This is a genomic window from Bradyrhizobium macuxiense (genome assembly GCF_007993935.1).
Taxonomy (GTDB): Bacteria; Pseudomonadota; Alphaproteobacteria; order Rhizobiales; family Xanthobacteraceae; genus Bradyrhizobium; species Bradyrhizobium macuxiense_A.
Map to the genome: position 1 here is coordinate 151,521 of NZ_VITY01000008.1, position 15,577 is coordinate 167,097.

At 64.8% G+C, this 15,577-nt stretch carries 15 protein-coding genes; 9 read left to right on the forward strand and 6 right to left on the reverse strand.

The window, feature by feature from the left end:
- Positions 1-161 precede the first annotated feature (161 nt).
- The 3 genes from FBZ93_RS21790 to FBZ93_RS21800 all read left to right on the forward strand — a co-directional run bounded on the left by FBZ93_RS21790 (position 162) and on the right by FBZ93_RS21800 (position 6,262).
- On the forward strand, positions 162-1,226 hold the full coding sequence (locus tag FBZ93_RS21790; protein ID WP_146988343.1) for an MBL fold metallo-hydrolase: 1,065 nt from the start codon (positions 162-164) through the stop codon (positions 1,224-1,226).
- A 182-nt stretch (positions 1,227-1,408) separates the two neighbouring features.
- Positions 1,409-2,638 carry a 5-aminolevulinate synthase gene (gene hemA / locus FBZ93_RS21795; RefSeq protein WP_146988345.1) on the forward strand — a complete coding sequence of 410 codons (1,230 nt, stop codon included), beginning with the start codon at positions 1,409-1,411 and terminating at the stop codon, positions 2,636-2,638.
- A 114-nt stretch (positions 2,639-2,752) separates the two neighbouring features.
- Positions 2,753-6,262, forward strand: a complete 3,510-nt coding sequence (locus FBZ93_RS21800; RefSeq protein ID WP_146988346.1) for a PAS domain-containing hybrid sensor histidine kinase/response regulator — start codon at positions 2,753-2,755, stop codon at positions 6,260-6,262.
- 196 nt (positions 6,263-6,458) lie between these two features.
- On the opposite strand, the gene FBZ93_RS21805 is transcribed toward FBZ93_RS21800, so the two are convergent.
- Positions 6,459-7,133 carry a response regulator gene (locus FBZ93_RS21805; protein WP_146988348.1) on the reverse strand — a complete coding sequence of 225 codons (675 nt, stop codon included), beginning with the start codon at positions 7,131-7,133 and terminating at the stop codon, positions 6,459-6,461.
- A gap of 348 nt (positions 7,134-7,481) precedes the next feature.
- Here FBZ93_RS21805 and FBZ93_RS21810 point away from each other — a divergent pair, with 348 nt between their 5' ends.
- Positions 7,482-9,107, forward strand: a complete 1,626-nt coding sequence (locus tag FBZ93_RS21810) for an MFS transporter (protein WP_208764044.1) — start codon at positions 7,482-7,484, stop codon at positions 9,105-9,107.
- Between the two features lie 75 nt (positions 9,108-9,182).
- Here FBZ93_RS21810 and FBZ93_RS21815 read toward each other — a convergent pair whose 3' ends face one another.
- The 3 genes from FBZ93_RS21815 to FBZ93_RS21825 all read right to left on the reverse strand — a co-directional run bounded on the left by FBZ93_RS21815 (position 9,183) and on the right by FBZ93_RS21825 (position 11,005).
- Positions 9,183-9,659, reverse strand: a complete 477-nt coding sequence (locus tag FBZ93_RS21815) for a secondary thiamine-phosphate synthase enzyme YjbQ (RefSeq protein ID WP_146988352.1) — start codon at positions 9,657-9,659, stop codon at positions 9,183-9,185.
- A 165-nt stretch (positions 9,660-9,824) separates the two neighbouring features.
- Positions 9,825-10,349, reverse strand: coding sequence for a hypothetical protein (locus tag FBZ93_RS21820; RefSeq protein ID WP_146988354.1), 525 nt, complete (start codon positions 10,347-10,349; stop codon positions 9,825-9,827).
- Between the two features lie 14 nt (positions 10,350-10,363).
- A complete protein-coding gene (locus FBZ93_RS21825) occupies positions 10,364-11,005 on the reverse strand; it encodes a 2-hydroxychromene-2-carboxylate isomerase (RefSeq protein WP_146988356.1) in 642 nt (213 codons plus the stop codon).
- A gap of 275 nt (positions 11,006-11,280) precedes the next feature.
- Here FBZ93_RS21825 and FBZ93_RS21830 point away from each other — a divergent pair, with 275 nt between their 5' ends.
- The 5 genes from FBZ93_RS21830 to FBZ93_RS21850 all read left to right on the forward strand — a co-directional run bounded on the left by FBZ93_RS21830 (position 11,281) and on the right by FBZ93_RS21850 (position 13,884).
- Positions 11,281-11,652 (forward strand): AtpZ/AtpI family protein, encoded by a 372-nt coding sequence (locus FBZ93_RS21830; RefSeq protein WP_146988358.1) that lies wholly within the window; start codon positions 11,281-11,283, stop codon positions 11,650-11,652.
- Positions 11,653-11,723: 71 nt separating this feature from the next.
- On the forward strand, positions 11,724-12,473 hold the full coding sequence (locus FBZ93_RS21835; protein ID WP_074129613.1) for a F0F1 ATP synthase subunit A: 750 nt from the start codon (positions 11,724-11,726) through the stop codon (positions 12,471-12,473).
- A gap of 55 nt (positions 12,474-12,528) precedes the next feature.
- Entirely contained in the window at positions 12,529-12,759 is a 231-nt protein-coding gene (locus FBZ93_RS21840; RefSeq protein ID WP_016847054.1) for a F0F1 ATP synthase subunit C, read from the forward strand.
- A 69-nt stretch (positions 12,760-12,828) separates the two neighbouring features.
- The gene (locus tag FBZ93_RS21845; protein WP_146988360.1) at positions 12,829-13,395 is read left to right on the forward strand and encodes a F0F1 ATP synthase subunit B; all 567 of its coding nucleotides are present in this window, start codon (positions 12,829-12,831) and stop codon (positions 13,393-13,395) included.
- Positions 13,396-13,398: 3 nt separating this feature from the next.
- On the forward strand, positions 13,399-13,884 hold the full coding sequence (locus FBZ93_RS21850; RefSeq protein WP_074129611.1) for an ATP F0F1 synthase subunit B: 486 nt from the start codon (positions 13,399-13,401) through the stop codon (positions 13,882-13,884).
- A 121-nt stretch (positions 13,885-14,005) separates the two neighbouring features.
- Here the strand turns inward: FBZ93_RS21850 and FBZ93_RS21855 are convergent, their stop codons facing one another.
- Together FBZ93_RS21855 and FBZ93_RS21860 are read right to left on the reverse strand one after the other, a co-directional pair.
- Positions 14,006-14,656: a hypothetical protein gene (locus FBZ93_RS21855; RefSeq protein WP_146988361.1), complete on the reverse strand. Its 651-nt coding sequence runs from the start codon at positions 14,654-14,656 to the stop codon at positions 14,006-14,008.
- A 148-nt stretch (positions 14,657-14,804) separates the two neighbouring features.
- The gene (locus tag FBZ93_RS21860; protein WP_021076543.1) at positions 14,805-15,392 is read right to left on the reverse strand and encodes a GNAT family N-acetyltransferase; all 588 of its coding nucleotides are present in this window, start codon (positions 15,390-15,392) and stop codon (positions 14,805-14,807) included.
- Positions 15,393-15,577: the final 185 nt, after the last annotated feature.

Here is a 15,577-nt window from a genome sequence, read left to right on the forward strand (position 1 = left end):
CGAAGCGAAATCCGGGGTCGCTCCTTCTGAGGAGCCACGGCCCCCGGATTACGCTTCGCTCCATCCGGGCTACGGAATTCGGGCGCCTCCGCGCCCCATTCTCCGGACGGCTAGCTGATTTTCGGCTGGCGCGGCGGGCAATGTGCCGCTAAGCCCGTAGCATGGACAAGAAGACCGACAGCCTGCCCTCCTCGGCGGAGGCATTGCGATACCCCTGGGAGAACCATCCCGGCCACGACCAGGTCGTGGAGGTGGCTCCCGGCGTGCTGTGGGCGCGGCTGAAGCTGCCGTTCCGCCTCAACCACGTGAACATCTATCTGCTCGCCGACGGCGACGGCTGGACCATGGTGGATGCCGGTTTCGGCAACGAGGAATCGATCGCGGCGTGGACCACGCTGTTCGACGGACCGCTGCAGCACGTCAAGGTCACAAGGCTGATCGTGACGCATTCGCATCCCGACCATGTCGGTCTCGCCGGCTGGATCACCGAGCGCTTCAACTGCCCGCTGTTCATGTCGCAGGTGGAATACCTGCAATCGGTCTATCACCAGAACCGCGGCACCGAGGAACGGCGCAACGCGCAGCGGCTGTTCTTCCGCCGCCACGGCATGGACGAGGACCTTACCGAGAAGCTGCTCGGCCGCGGCCAGGACTATCTGAAACGGGTATCGGTGCTGCCGCCGTCCTATCACCGCCTCACCCATGGCGACGAGGTCGTGATCGGCACGAGGCGCTTCAAGGTGATCACCGGCGGCGGACACGCGCTCGACCAGGTGATGCTGTATTGCGCCGCCGACAAGCTGTTCCTGTCCGCCGACCAGGTGCTGAGCAAGATCTCGCCCAATGTCAGCGTCTGGGCGGTCGAACCCGAGCAGAACTCGCTCGGCGAATACCTGGCCTCGCTGGCCAGCCTGACCACCACCTTGCCCTATGACGTGATGGTGCTGCCCGGCCATGGCGTGCCGTTCTACGGGCTGAAGACCCGGATCAAGCAGCTCGCCGACCACCATGAGGAGCGCTGCCGGCTGATCGCCGAGGCCTGCCGGCAGGTGCCGCAGACCTCCAAGGAACTGGTGCCGGTGGTGTTCCACAAGCACGTGCTGGACGAGCACCAGATGGGGTTTGCCGCCGGCGAGCTGGTCGCCCACGTCAATTACATGCTGGTCGAGGGCCGCCTGACGGCCCAGATGCACGACGACGGCATGCTGCGCTTTAAGACGACCTGAACCAGGCCGCGGGCGGCCCGCCCCCGGCGATTTGAGCAAAATCAAACCAAATAACGCCTGCTAGGGCAATTTGCCCAACTGCGGCGCATGCCCAGTTGTGAGCCAATGCATGGACATTAGAGCTGGAAAAGCTCTAAGAAGTAGCAGCTATTCCGGTCGGGTTCCGCTTTCTGGGTTTGCCGATGAATTACAGCCAGTTTTTCAATTCCGCCCTCAATCGCCTGCATGACGAGCGGCGCTACCGGGTTTTCGCCGACCTCGAGCGGATCGCGGGACGCTTCCCGCACGCGACCTGGCATTCGCCGAAGGGCAGCCGCAACGTCGTGATCTGGTGCTCCAACGACTATCTCGGTATGGGCCAGCACCCCAAGGTGGTCGGCGCCATGGTCGAGACCGCGACCCGGGTCGGCACTGGCGCCGGCGGCACCCGCAACATTGCGGGCACCCATCACCCGCTGGTGCAGCTTGAGGGCGAGCTCGCCGATCTGCACGGCAAGGAAGCCTCGCTGCTGTTCACCTCGGGCTATGTCTCGAACCAGACCGGCATCTCGACGCTCGCAAAGCTTATTCCGAACTGCCTGATCCTGTCGGACGCGCTGAACCACAATTCCATGATCGAGGGCGTGCGCCAGGCCGGCTGCGAACGCCAGATCTTCCGCCACAACGACGTCGCGCATCTCGAGGAGCTCCTGATCGCCGCCGGCCCCGACCGGCCGAAGCTGATCGTCTGCGAGAGCCTCTATTCGATGGACGGCGACGTCGCGCCGCTCGGCAAGATCTGCGATCTCGCCGAGACATACGGCGCCATGACCTATGTCGACGAAGTGCATGCGGTCGGCATGTACGGCCCGCGCGGCGGCGGCATTGCCGAGCGCGACGGCGTGATGCACCGGGTCGATATCGTCGAGGGCACGCTCGCCAAGGCGTTCGGCTGCCTCGGCGGCTACATCGCCGGCAAGGCCGAGGTCATCGATGCCGTGCGTTCCTATGCGCCGGGCTTCATCTTCACGACCGCGCTGCCGCCGGCGATCTGCTCGGCCGCGACCGCCGCGATCCGCCATCTCAAGACCTCGAACTGGGAGCGCGAGCGCCACCAGGACCGCGCCGCCCGGACCAAGGCGATCCTGACCGCCGCCGGCCTGCCTGTCATGTCGAGCGACACCCATATCGTGCCGCTGTTCGTCGGCGACCCCGAGAAGTGCAAGCGGGCCTCCGACATGCTGCTCGAGGACCACGGCATCTACATCCAGCCGATCAACTATCCGACGGTCGCCAAGGGCACCGAGCGGCTGCGCATCACGCCCTCGCCCTACCATGACGACGGCCTGATCGACGCGCTCGCCGAGGCCCTGCTCCAGGTCTGGGACCGGCTCGGCCTGCCGCTGCACCAGAAGCCGCTGGCCGCCGAGTAACCCTATCTGCTCCTGCCTGCGAATTTGGGCCGGCCGTGCATCGCGCGGCCGGCCCTTTGCGTTATAATCCTGAGACCCGGCCCTCCCAGCGGCCGGCACAGGAGATAAGCAGCAATGCTGCACGACTGGGGCGTCATCGCCACGGCGTTCGCCTACATCGGATTGTTGTTCTTCATTGCCAGCCGCGGCGACCGGATGTCGGCGGGCGAGCGCGGCCGCGCCAGCCACTGGATCTATCCGCTGTCGCTCGCGATCTACTGCACCTCCTGGACCTTCTTCGGCTCGGTCGGCTTCGCCACCCGCACCAGCGTCGACTTCCTGGCGATCTATGTCGGCCCGATCGTGATGATCGGGCTGTGCACGCCGCTGCTCCGCCGCGTCATCGCGCTCGCCAAGTCGCAGAACATCACCTCGATCGCCGACTTCATCGCCGCCCGCTACGGCAAGAGCCAGGCGGTCGCCGCGACGGTGGCGCTGATCGCGATCATCGGCTCGGTGCCCTACATCGCGCTGCAGCTGAAAGCGATGGCCTCATCGCTGGAAACCATCCTGAGCGAGGACCAGGCGTTCTCGAAAATCCCCGTGATCGGCGACATCGCACTGATGGTGACGCTGGCGATGGCGGTGTTCGCGGTGCTGTTCGGCACCCGCCACACCGACGCGACCGAGCACCAGCACGGGCTGATCCTGGCGATCGCAGCCGAATCCATCGTCAAGCTGGTCGCCTTCATCGCCGCCGGCGCCTTCGTCACCTTCTGGATGTTCTCCCCGGTCGAGCTTTACGAGCGCGCCCTGAAGACGCCGGAAGCGGTGCGTGCGATCGAATATGTGCCGTCGATCGGCAACTTCCTGATCATGACGCTGCTGTCGTTCTGCGCGGTCATGCTGCTGCCGCGCCAGTTCCATGTCAGCGTGGTCGAGAATTCGACCGGCGCGGAGGTCACAAGGGCGCGCTGGCTGTTCCCGCTCTACCTCATCGCCATCAACGTGTTCGTGATCCCGATCGCGATCGCAGGCCTCGTGATCTTCCCGTTCGGCGCCGTCGATGCCGACATGTTCGTGCTGGCGCTGCCGATCGAAGGCAATTCGCAATTGCTCAGCCTTGCGGTGTTCGTCGGCGGCCTGTCGGCGGCGACCGCGATGGTGATCGTCGAATGCGTCGCGCTCTCGATCATGGTTTCCAACGACATCGTGCTGCCGCTGGTGCTGCCGCGCAGCGACGACGCCCGCATCGGCCAGAAGGATTTTGGCGATTTCCTCCTGAAGGCGCGCCGCTTCTCGATCTTCGCCATCATGGTGATGGCGTATTTCTACTATCGCGCGCTCGGCAACACCCAGCTGGTCGCGATCGGCCTGTTGTCCTTTGCCGCGATCACCCAGCTCGCGCCGGCCTTCTTCGGCGGCCTGTTCTGGCGCAGGGCCACCGCACGCGGCGCGATGGCGGGCATGCTGGTCGGCTTCGCGATGTGGCTCTACACGCTGTTCATCCCGAGCTTCCTGGAGAACTCGACCGCCGGCCTGATGCTGCTGCAACACGGGCCGTTCGGGATCGAAGCGCTGCGGCCGCAGGCGCTGTTCGGCGCCGATTTGCCGCCGCTGCTGCACGGCGTGCTGTGGAGCCTTGCCCTCAACATCCTCACCTACGTGCTGTTCTCGCTGGCGCGCGCGCCGTCCTCGATCGAGCTGTTGCAGGCCGACGTGTTCGTGCCCAATGCGCTGGCCCCGATCGCGCCGAGCTTCCGGCGCTGGCGCACCACGGTCACGGTGCAGGACATCGAGAGCACGGTGACGCAATATCTCGGCCCCGACCGCACCCGCGCGGCGTTCGCCGCGTTCGCCGTCGACCGCAACGTCGTGCTGCTGGCGTCGGCGCCGGCCGATTTCGAGCTGCTGCAGCACGCCGAGCGGCTGATCGCCTCCTCGATCGGGGCGGCGTCCTCGCGCCTCGTGATGTCGCTGCTGCTGCAGCGGCGGACGGTGTCGGCCAAGGCCGCGCTGAAGCTGCTCGACGATTCCCACGCGGCGCTGCATTTCAACCGCGAGATCTTGCAGACCGCGCTCAATCACGTGCGCCAGGGCATCGCAGTCTTCGACGCCGATCTGCAGCTGATCTGCTCCAACCGCCAGTTCTCCGAATTGCTCGGGCTGCCGCCGCACCTGGTGCAGCTCGGCATACCCTTGCCCGAGATCCTCGAATTCATGGGCGCGATCAATCCGCCGCCGGCCGGCGACGACGATAACCTGCTGCAATCGCGGCTGCGCGCCTACACCACCGAGGGCGAGCCCTATCTGGAACGCTTCACCGACCGCCATTTGGTGATCGAGGTCCGCGCCAACCGCATGCCGGGCGGCGGGCTCGTCATCACCTTCTCCGACGTCACGCCGAGCTTCGAGGCCGCCGAGGCGCTGGAACGCGCCAATGCGACGCTGGAAAAGCGGGTGCGCGACCGCACCGAGGAACTGACGCGGCTGAACTCGGAGCTCGCGCTCGCCAAGGGCATCGCCGAGGACGCCAATGCCTCGAAGACGCGCTTCCTCGCTGCCGCCAGCCACGACATCCTGCAACCGCTCAACGCGGCGCGGCTCTATGTCACGAGCCTGGTCGAACGCCAGAACGGCGGCGAGGATTCGCGCCTCGTCGAGAACATCGACGACTCGCTCGAAGCGATCGAGGACATCCTCGGTGCGCTGCTCGACATTTCGAGGCTCGATGCCGGCGCCATGACGCCGGCGATCACGAGCTTCCGGATGGCCGATCTGATGCGCTCGCTGGAGATCGAGTTCATGCCGATCGCCCGCGACAAGGGCCTCGATCTGCGCTTCGTGGCCTGCTCGCTGCCGGTCGAATCCGATCGCTCGCTGCTGCGCCGGCTGCTGCAGAACTTCATCTCCAACGCGATCAAATATACCCCGCGCGGCCGCGTGCTGATCGGCTGCCGCCGCCGCGGCGACGCGCTCCAGATCAGCATCTTCGACACCGGCGTCGGCATCCCCGTGCAGAAGCGCGGCGAGATCTTCAAGGAGTTCCACCGCCTCGAACAGGGCGCCCGGATCGCCCGCGGCCTCGGCCTTGGATTATCGATCGTCGAGCGGCTGGCACGCGTGCTCAATCACCGCATCGCGATCTCGGCCAATGTCAGCGGCGGCTCGGCGTTCTCGGTCACCGTGCCGGTCGCGACCGCGGTCAACCATACCGCGGCCGTCACCAGCGCCACGCCGCTGTCGAAGACGCCGATGAGCGGCTCGCTGATCGTCTGTATCGAGAACGACCCCGCCATTCTCGACGGTATGAAGACGCTATTGACGGCGTGGGACGCCGAGGTGATCGCGGTGCTCGATGCCGACGGCGCGATCAGCGCGATCGAGACCGCCGGCGGCCGCGTCACCGGCGTCCTGGTCGACTATCATCTCGATCGCGGCACCGGCGTCGCCGCGATCCGCGAGATCCGCCGCCGCTTCGGTGACGGCATCCCGGCGATCCTGATCACCGCCGACCGCAGCCCCGCGGTGCGCGCCGCCGCGCGCGAGGAAAACATCGCGGTGCTCAACAAGCCGGTCAAACCCGCCTCGCTGCGCGCTTTGCTCGGACAATGGCGCACCCAGCAGATGGTGGCGGCGGAGTAGGATAGTAACGAAAATCGTAGGATGGGTGGAGCGCACCGATACCGATCCTTCTCACCGCGCATTCCGATCCTTCCCGTCACCCTGAGGAGCGCGTAGCGCGTCTCGAAGGGTCGACGGGCCACCGGCCGGGCCGTTCATCCTTCGAGACGCCGCTTCGCGGCTCCTCAGGATGACGGGACAGAGAAAGGTAACGGCCTTACGTCGACGGCGTGCCCTGGCGCCATTGGCCGCCGGCGATCTTGGCGGCGGCGATCACGGCTTGGGTTCGGCTTTCGACGCCGAGCTTCTGCAAAATGGCCGAGACATGGGCCTTGATGGTCGCTTCGGAGACGCCGAGCTCGTAGGCGATCTGCTTGTTCAGCAGCCCCTCGGACAGCATCATCAGCACCCGCACCTGCTGCGGGGTCAGCGTGACCAGGCGGTCGCGCAGCCGCGTCATGTCGGGATCGCCGGCGGCCGACAGATCGGTGTCCGGCGGAACCCAGACGTCGCCCTCCATCACCTTCATGATGGCATCCCGCAGCGTCTCGACGCCGAAGCGCTTGGGGATGAAACCGGAGGCGCCGAAGTCGAGCGAACGGCGGATGGTTCCGGCATCGTCGCTGGCGGAGACGATGACCACCGGAATGGCCGGATACTGCGCCCGCAGGTAGATCAGGCCGGAAAAGCCGCTGATCCCCGGCATGCTCAGGTCGAGCAGGATCAGGTCGACCTCGGAGTCCCGCTCCAGGAGCGCAGTCAGGTCCTCGAACGATCCGGCCTCGCTGATCGTGGCCGAACTCACGACGCTCGACACCGCCTGACGCAACGCATCGCGGAACAGCGGATGGTCGTCGGCGATGACAAGATGAGTATTGGCAGCAGCAGTCATCTCAGTCCCACAAGCGGGCAAGCCCGCGCCGTTCGGTTGTCGCCCGCGCGGCAGTATCACGCAAGGGCCCGAAAATGCCAGATGCCAACGCAGTTAACCGGCCGAGCTTGTGCGCCGCAATAGACGCACGCCGGCCGTTCCATCCAGCTCTCGCCTCCAAAGATAAGTTCAAGCGTGTAAAAGCCAAAAGTCTTATTGGGGCAGGTTTCACTGCGATGTTACCTTTTAACTCAAGCTTGGGGCCTATTCGGGCCTGACCCGGCAGACGGGAGCGAGCATGGCAGCAATAATTCGGGGGGAGCAATCCAGATGTCCACAATGACTGCAACTTCGGCGCGGCCCGCCGGCATGACGAAGGATGAGCGGTTCGTCATCCTCGCGTCGTCGCTCGGCACCGTGTTCGAGTGGTACGACTTCTATCTCTACGGCTCACTGGCCGGGATCATCGGCGCGCAATTCTTCTCCGACTATCCGCCGGCGACCCGCGACATCTTCGCGTTGCTGGCGTTCGCCGCGGGCTTCCTGGTCCGCCCGTTCGGCGCGATCGTGTTCGGCCGCGTCGGCGACATCGTCGGCCGCAAATACACCTTCCTCGTCACCATCCTGATCATGGGCCTGTCGACCTTCATCGTCGGCCTCTTGCCCAGCGCCAAGTCCATCGGCATCGTGGCGCCGATCATCCTGATCTCGCTGCGCCTGCTGCAGGGCCTCGCGCTCGGCGGCGAGTATGGTGGCGCCGCGACCTACGTCGCCGAACACGCACCGAACGGCAAGCGCGGCTACTACACCTCGTTCATCCAGACCACGGCCACGCTCGGCCTGTTCCTGTCGCTGCTGGTGATCCTGTTCACCCGTTCGATCACGGGCGAAAAGGACTTCGCCGATTGGGGCTGGCGCGTTCCGTTCCTGGTGTCGGTGCTGCTGCTCGGCATCTCGGTCTGGATCCGGCTGCGACTGAATGAATCGCCGGTGTTCCAGCGCATGAAGGACGAGGGCAAGAGCTCCAAGGCGCCGCTGACCGAGGCCTTCGCCAATTGGTCCAACGCCAAGATCGTGATCCTGGCGCTGCTCGGCGGCACCATGGGTCAGGGCGTGGTCTGGTACACCGGCCAGTTCTACGCGCTGTTCTTCCTGCAATCGATCCTCAAGGTCGACGGCTACACCGCCAACTTGCTGATCGCCTGGTCGCTGCTGTTCGGCACCGGCTTCTTCATCGTGTTCGGGGCCCTGTCGGACCGGATCGGCCGCAAGCCGATCATCCTGGCGGGCTGTGCGATCGCGGCGCTGACCTTCATCCCGATCTTCAAGATGATCTCCTCCAACGCCAACCCGGCGCTGGAGAAGGCGATCGAATCGACCAAGGTCGAGGTGGTCGCCGACCCCGTGGGCTGCGGCGACCTGTTCAACCCGGTCGGCACCCGCGTCTTCACTGCGCCCTGCGACACCGCCCGCGCCTTCCTCGCCCAGTCGTCGGTCAAGTACTCGACGACCTACGGCGCGGCCGGCTCCGGCGTGAAGGTCATGGTCAACGGCAAGGAAGTCCCGTACGCCAACGCCAAGGACGGCAACCCGGCGATCACGGCCGCGGTGGCCGCCGCCGGCTATCCGAAGGCCGGCGACGCCGGCATCGTCAAGATGGCGCACCCGTTCGACATCTTCCGTCCGCAGGTCGCCGCCGTGATCGGATTGCTGTTCATCCTGGTGATCTTCGTGACCATGGTGTACGGACCGATCGCCGCGATGCTGGTCGAGTTGTTCCCGACCAAGATCCGCTACACGTCGATGTCGCTGCCCTACCATATCGGCAACGGCTGGTTCGGCGGATTGCTGCCAGCGACCGCGTTCGCGATCGTCGCCTCGACCGGCGATATCTATGCCGGCCTCTGGTATCCGATCATCTTCGCGGCGATCACCGCGGTGGTCGGCGCGATCTTCCTGCCCGAGACCAAGGACGTCGACATCAGCAAGACCTGACAGCCGACACGATCCTTTCGATGAACCGGCCGCGGAGCGATCCGCGGCCGGTTTCTTTTCAGGTGTACTCCGCGGTCAGGCTCTGATCACACCGATGAATTGCAGCACGATCTCGCGCCGGTGCGCCTGGGCGCGATGCTCGATCAGATAGATGCCCTGCCAGGTGCCGAGCGCCATCTCGCCATCGAGCACGGGGACCTGCAGCGAGGTCGCCGTCAGCATGGTCTTGATATGCGCCGGCATGTCATCGGGCCCTTCGGTGTCGTGACGCCAGCCGCCGTCTTCCGGCGCGGCGCGATCGAGCGCCGTCATCAAATCGGCCAGCACGGTCGGATCGGCATTCTCCTGGATCGTCAGCGACGCCGAGGTGTGACGGATGAACAGCGTCACCGCGCCCTCGCCGGCGCGCACCTCGCGCAGGAACTTGGCGACCTCGCGCGTGATGTCGGTGAAGCCGGCGCGCGAGGTTTCGACCGTCAGGCGCGACGACACGATGCTGGTTGCCGCGATGGAAGATGGCGCCGAGCGCGTGATGGTTTTCGGTGAGGTCATTTGAACTCTTTCAACCTGTCGTCCCGGCGAACGCCGGGACCCATAACCACCCACATCCATTGGTTAGGCGACACATCAACTCCGAGTCTTCGAACTTGAGGGGCCGCGGCGTATGGGTCCCGGCCTTCGCCGGGACGACGCTGTGGTAACAGTGTCAGCACAACATCAAATCTTGCCGCCGTTGACGTCGCGCTGCACGCGGTTGGCCATCTCGATCAGCCGCCGCCAGGCCCGCTCGACGAACGACATCATGCGATCCATGTCGCGGTCGCTCGGCAGCGGGATCTCGATCTTGCGCTCGCCCTCCGCAACCTTGGGCTCCGGCTTCTTCAGCTGATCCGATTTCGGCAACGCCTCGTCGGTCTTGGCCGATGGTGCGCGCGCGGCAAGCTCGCCTTTCAATCTGTCATTGTCGGCCTGCAGGCGCCCGATCTCGGCGTCGAGTGCCGCGCGCTCGTCCGGCACCATGTAGCAGGCCCAGCCGGCGCTGGAATTGGTGCAGGTCGACACCGCGCCGGTGCGGGTGTCGAGGCGCAGGAAGCCATCGCCGGCCGGCGACAGCGCGTAGCGGCCGTTCTCGGTATCGGGCGCGGCTTGCGCCAATGCCGCACCGCTCGAGATCAGGATGGCAGCAATTGCGATGGACAATTTCCAGGACGACATCTTCGACGACGACATCGCGATGGGCATGGGCTTGCTCCGCCTCAACCTGATTCCGGCCCCTCAACCACAGAGCTATAGGGCTTGCGGCCTGACTTCAACGCGTCCTCGAGCAATTCGATCCGGTCCTGGCCCCAGAACACCTCACCATCGAGCACATATCCGGGCGAACCGAACACGCCGGCGTCCAACGCATTCTGCCGGTTCTGCTCATAGGCCGCGCTGATCGCATCACTGCCCGAGCGCTCCATCAGCTGCCGGCCGGGCAGACCTGCATCGTCGGCGAGCTTCACCAGCGTTGCGGGGTCGGCAAGGTTGAGCTCAAGCTCCCAGACCGCCGGATAGGCACGTTGCAGAAACGGCTCGGGGTCGAGCCCGGCTTCGAGCATCGCGATCACGACGCCGTCGGCAAGGCGTCCGTTGAACGGCCAGTTGGCCGGTTGCAGGTGAAAATTCAGCCCACGCTTGTCGCGCCAGCGCTGCAGCTCGATCAGCCGATAGCGCTGCCGTACCGGATGGCGCTTGGCGAGCGGCAGCCCGCCGGTCTCCGAGAACAGATCGACGAGCAGCACGGGCCGGTAATTTACCTTGAGATCGTAAATGCTTACGAGCCGAGTGAAGGGCTTGTGGCCGATATAGGCCCAGGGCGATTGCAGCGAGAAGTAGTAGTCGATTTGGCGCGCCATGCGGAACCTTGACTGCACGAGGGACGAGGACTTTCGCTGATCCCAGCAGAGCAGGAAAAGCCACGCAACATCGCTTCAAGGCATACAAGCTGTTGCACTGCGATCACTGCGTCACTCTGACCTTGAATATCTCAAAATAAATCCAGCAGAATCAAAGCAATAACTGGTTACGACGCAATCTTGACTTGATTAGACGCGGTAAGTATGGTCCGCGCGGCTTTTGACGGGGACGGGCGCAATTTCCATCATCCGCGGCATCGGTTAGTGTTTGCAGCATGGCTGAGAACACCAACCACGACGCAGATGGAAGTCGCGATCAATCGCCTCCTGACGAAGCTGCGCTTTCCGCAAGGCTCGGAAGTCTCGATCATCGGTTGTCAGAAATTCGCGACAGCCGCAGGAGCAAGACTGATCAATCCGGTACAGAAAGCGGGGACAGTGCCGCCAGAGCTTCGGCGATGGCGCTCGGTTTTCGTCTTTCCTCGGAGCTGATCGCGGGCGTTGCCGTCGGGGCGGCGATTGGCTGGGGGTTCGACCGTTTGCTGTCGACGTCGCCATTCGGCTTCATCGTGTTAACGCTGCTCGGCTTCGTCGCCGGGGTGGTCAACGTGGTGAGGTCCGCGGGCGTGGCCTCGGGCAAGCGCTGAGCGCCGGCGGAAGTCACGACATTTGAAATTCGATAACCGGCGACACGGCCGGTGGACCAAGAGCCGCGCGGATGAAAATCGACCCGATCCATCAGTTCAATATCGAGCCCCTCTTCACGCTCGGCCACATCGGCAATCACACGATCGCCTTCACCAATTCGTCGCTCTACATGTTCATCGCGGTGCTCCTGATCGCGCTGCTGATGCTGGCGAGCGGCCGGGACCTGGTTCCGGGACGGCTGCAGTCGGTCGCCGAGATCTCCTACGAGTTCGTCGCCACCACGATTCGCAGCACGGCCGGCTCGGAAGGCATGAAGTTCTTCCCGCTGATCTTCTCGATCTTCATGTTCCTCTGCGTCTCGAACCTTGTCGGCGTCATCCCCTACACCTTCACGATCTCGAGCCACCTGATCGTGACCGCAGCCCTTGCGCTGCTGGTGTTCTTCACCGTCCTGTTCTACGGCCTCTACAAGAACGGTCTGAAATTCTTCAAGATCTTCGTCCCCTCCGGCGTTCCGATCTACATCCTGCCGCTGGTCATGTTCATCGAGGTCCTGTCGTTCTTCCTGCGGCCGGTCTCGCACAGCGTTCGTCTGTTCGCCAACATGCTGGCCGGCCACATCGCGCTCAAGGTGTTCGCGGGCTTCGTCGCGATGCTCGGCTTCTCGCTGGGCGCGCTCGGCTGGGTCGGCGGCGTGCTGCCGCTGGCGCTCACGATTGCGCTGTACGCCCTCGAACTGCTGGTCGCGTTCCTGCAGGCCTACGTGTTCGCGATCCTGACCTGCATCTACCTCAACGACGCCATTCATCCGGGACACTAAGCGGTCCGGGGAATCTCCACCCACCAATCTGTCTATCTTTCTCAAGGAGCTACAAATGGAACCGGCAGCAGCAAAACTTATCGGCGCGGGCATCGCGTGCATCGGCATGGGCGGTGCGGGCGTCGGCGTGGGCATCATCTTCGGCAACTACCTCGCCGCTGCGGTGCGTAACCCCTCGGCCGCTCAGGGTCAGTTCGGCAACCTGATCTTCGGCTTCGCCGTGACCGAAGCGCTCGGCATCTTCTCGCTGCTGATCGCGCTGCTCCTGCTGTTCGTTCCGCTCTGAGCGGCACTTCCTTCGCGCCGCCCAAGGATCATTCCAGGGCGGCGCGCATGACAGCAACAGGAGAACACCATGGCTGAGAGTCATGGCGAGGCAAAAGGCCAGGCGGCCGGCGCCCACACCGAGGCCGAAGGCGGACATCACGGCGGAACCTTTCCGCCGTTCGATTCGTCCAACTACGCCTCGCAGCTGGTGTCGCTGGCGATTGCATTTGTCGCGCTCTATCTGATCGTGTCGCGTATCGCACTGCCGCGCGTCGGCGGGACGATCGACGCACGTCAGAACAAGATCGAGGGCGATCTGGCCGAGGCGCAGAAGCTGAAGGACGAGTCCGACGCGGCGCTGAAGGCCTATGAAACCGAGCTGGCGAATGCGCGCGCCAACGCCCAGGCGATCGGCAACGAGACCCGCGAGAAGCTGAACGCGGCCTCGGAAGCCGAGCGCAAGGCGCTGGAAGAGAAACTGGCGGCCAAGCTCGCCGACGCCGAGAAGCAGATCGCAACGACGAGGACCAACGCCATGAGCAACGTCCGCGGCATCGCGGCGGATGCGGCCGGCACCATCGTCCAGCAACTCGCCGGCGTCACGCCGGACGCGAATGCGGTCAACAGCGCCGTCGACGCGTCGCTGAAGGGATAGACGATGTTTTACGAACCGGAAACCTGGGTTGCGATCGCCTTCGTCATTCTGCTGGTCGTGTTCGGCTACCTCGGCGTCCATCGCACCCTGCTGACGGCGCTCGATCATCGTGCCGAGCGCATCAAGGCCGAGCTGGAGGACGCCCGCCGTCTGAAGGACGAGGCCAACAAGCTGCTCGGCGAGTACAAGGCGCGCCGCGCCAGCGCGGAGCGCGAGGCCCAGGACATCATCTCCAACGCCAAGGCCGAAGCCGAGCGGATCGCGGCTGAAGCCAAGACCAAGATGGAAGATTTTGTCGCCCGGCGGACCAAGACCGCCGAGAGCAAGATCGCCCAGGCCGAGGCCCAGGCCGTGGCCGATGTCCGCGCCGCCGCGGCCAACGCCGCCGTGACCGCCGCCTCGACCATCCTGTCGCAGTCGGTCAAGGGCTCGGTTGCCGACGACCTCGTCGGCAAGGGTATCGCCGAGGTCCGCTCCAAGCTGAACTGACGCGAGCACAACTGCTTCCAAAAAAAAGGCCGGCGCGAGATCATCGCGCCGGCCTTTTTCTTTGTTCAAATCTGTCCGCGACACGCGAACCGGCACCGGTTCGCTGGAAAACGTTCTGGCGCTACTTCTTCTTGTGCGGCGCGCGCGGCTTCGGTTCCGGCTTCAGGGCCTGCGGATCGAAGCCGATATAGAAGATGTAATTGTCGTTGTCGGCCGGCGACGGCGCCGGATAGACGACATCCTCGGCAACCAGGCTGAACGGCACGCTGCCGCTATCGTCCATCTGCACCGTGGTCGTGTAGGCCTTGGTCGCGATGGTCTTCTCGCCGACGCCGCCGAGCACCACGGCGACGCGCAGCGGCACCTGAACGGTCGGCGGGGCGCCCTGGGGACCGACGATGATCCGCCCCTGGATCCCGATCTTGGCGGTGATCACGCCGCCATTCAGGTTGCACTGCCGCGCCGTGCGCGTGATCGAGGCCAGGAACTTGACGTCGTTGCCGACCGCCTCCTTGCCGTTCGCAGCCACCGAATAGGTCGAGGCCCCGGAGCGGATCTGCACCGGCGGGCAGGTCAGTTCGGCGTCGGCGTCGTTCAGCTGCTGCGGCGCCGCGGGCGCGGCCGGCTTGTCCGAATCCGACGAACCACCGCCGAACAGGCTCTTGAAGCGGTCGCTCAGCGACTGCGCCGAGCTGGCCTCCGGCAGCAGGGTGGCACCGAGACCGATCGATACCGCCGCCGCGAGCGCGAACCTGATCACCCTGTCACCCATCGATATCCTCAAATCTCCAAACCGAGTTCCCGTTTCGCGGGCGTTATAGCAAGCCAATGGCGGCGAACCCAAGGCATGTGAAGGGCATGTAACAAGACATCCGGAAGGCGCCGGGCGGCGCTGGCCATCAGCCGGCAGGCTTTGCGATTCAGCCGCGGAAATCCTCGTGCAACAGGCCGAACAGCAAATGGTCCTGCCAGATCCCGTTGATGCAGAGATAGCGCCGCGCCAGGCCCTCGCGGGTGAACCCGCACTTCTCCAGCACCCGGATCGACGACGCATTGGAGGGGATGCAGGCCGCCTCGATGCGATGCAGATTGAGCTCGCCGAACAGCGAGGGCAGCAGCACTCGCAGCGCCGTCGTCATGTAGCCGCGATGGGCATGCGGCAGGCCGACCCAATAGCCGATCGTGCCGGCCTGTACGATGCCGCGGCGGACATTGGCCAGCGTGATCCCGCCGATCATCACCCCGTCCGATTCGCGGAAGATGATGAACGGATAGGAGCGATCGGCGGCGATATCCTCGGAGTAGCGGCGCAGCCTGCGGCGGAAGCCGGCGCGGGTCAGGTCGTCGGAGGGCCAGATCGGCTCCCAAGGCGTGAGATAGGCGCGGCTGAACTCGCGCAATTGCGCCCATTGCGGGAAATCCGACATTTGCGGCGCACGCAGCAACAGCCCGTGACCGCGCGGCATCAGTGCAGCGGGTCCACCGGACGGCAAACGAAACAGGGCCATGGCCCAACACTCCCGCCTATTGCTCCCTCGCCCCGCCCTTGCGGGGCCGAGACGAGCAAAGCTCGCTCTTCGAGCGTTGGGGTGAGGGGCTGCTTTCCACAAGCGAGCCGATTGTTGGGATCTGTACCCCCTCACCCGGATTGCTGCGCAATCCGACCTCTCCCCGCAGGCGGGGAGAGGTAACT

Excerpts from the sequence above, each read along its gene's own strand:
- FBZ93_RS21790 (WP_146988343.1), top strand. The coding sequence starts at position 162 with ATGGACAAGAAGACCGACAGCCTGCCCTCCTCGGCGGAGGCATTGCGA.
- hemA (WP_146988345.1), top strand. The coding sequence starts at position 1,409 with ATGAATTACAGCCAGTTTTTCAATTCCGCCCTCAATCGCCTGCATGAC.
- FBZ93_RS21800 (WP_146988346.1), top strand. The coding sequence starts at position 2,753 with ATGCTGCACGACTGGGGCGTCATCGCCACGGCGTTCGCCTACATCGGA.
- FBZ93_RS21805 (WP_146988348.1), bottom strand. The coding sequence starts at position 7,133 with ATGACTGCTGCTGCCAATACTCATCTTGTCATCGCCGACGACCATCCG.
- FBZ93_RS21810 (WP_208764044.1), top strand. The coding sequence starts at position 7,482 with ATGACGAAGGATGAGCGGTTCGTCATCCTCGCGTCGTCGCTCGGCACC.
- FBZ93_RS21815 (WP_146988352.1), bottom strand. The coding sequence starts at position 9,659 with ATGACCTCACCGAAAACCATCACGCGCTCGGCGCCATCTTCCATCGCG.
- FBZ93_RS21820 (WP_146988354.1), bottom strand. The coding sequence starts at position 10,349 with ATGCCCATCGCGATGTCGTCGTCGAAGATGTCGTCCTGGAAATTGTCC.
- FBZ93_RS21825 (WP_146988356.1), bottom strand. The coding sequence starts at position 11,005 with ATGGCGCGCCAAATCGACTACTACTTCTCGCTGCAATCGCCCTGGGCC.
- FBZ93_RS21830 (WP_146988358.1), top strand. The coding sequence starts at position 11,281 with ATGGCTGAGAACACCAACCACGACGCAGATGGAAGTCGCGATCAATCG.
- FBZ93_RS21835 (WP_074129613.1), top strand. The coding sequence starts at position 11,724 with ATGAAAATCGACCCGATCCATCAGTTCAATATCGAGCCCCTCTTCACG.
- FBZ93_RS21840 (WP_016847054.1), top strand. The coding sequence starts at position 12,529 with ATGGAACCGGCAGCAGCAAAACTTATCGGCGCGGGCATCGCGTGCATC.
- FBZ93_RS21845 (WP_146988360.1), top strand. The coding sequence starts at position 12,829 with ATGGCTGAGAGTCATGGCGAGGCAAAAGGCCAGGCGGCCGGCGCCCAC.
- FBZ93_RS21850 (WP_074129611.1), top strand. The coding sequence starts at position 13,399 with ATGTTTTACGAACCGGAAACCTGGGTTGCGATCGCCTTCGTCATTCTG.
- FBZ93_RS21855 (WP_146988361.1), bottom strand. The coding sequence starts at position 14,656 with ATGGGTGACAGGGTGATCAGGTTCGCGCTCGCGGCGGCGGTATCGATC.
- FBZ93_RS21860 (WP_021076543.1), bottom strand. The coding sequence starts at position 15,392 with ATGGCCCTGTTTCGTTTGCCGTCCGGTGGACCCGCTGCACTGATGCCG.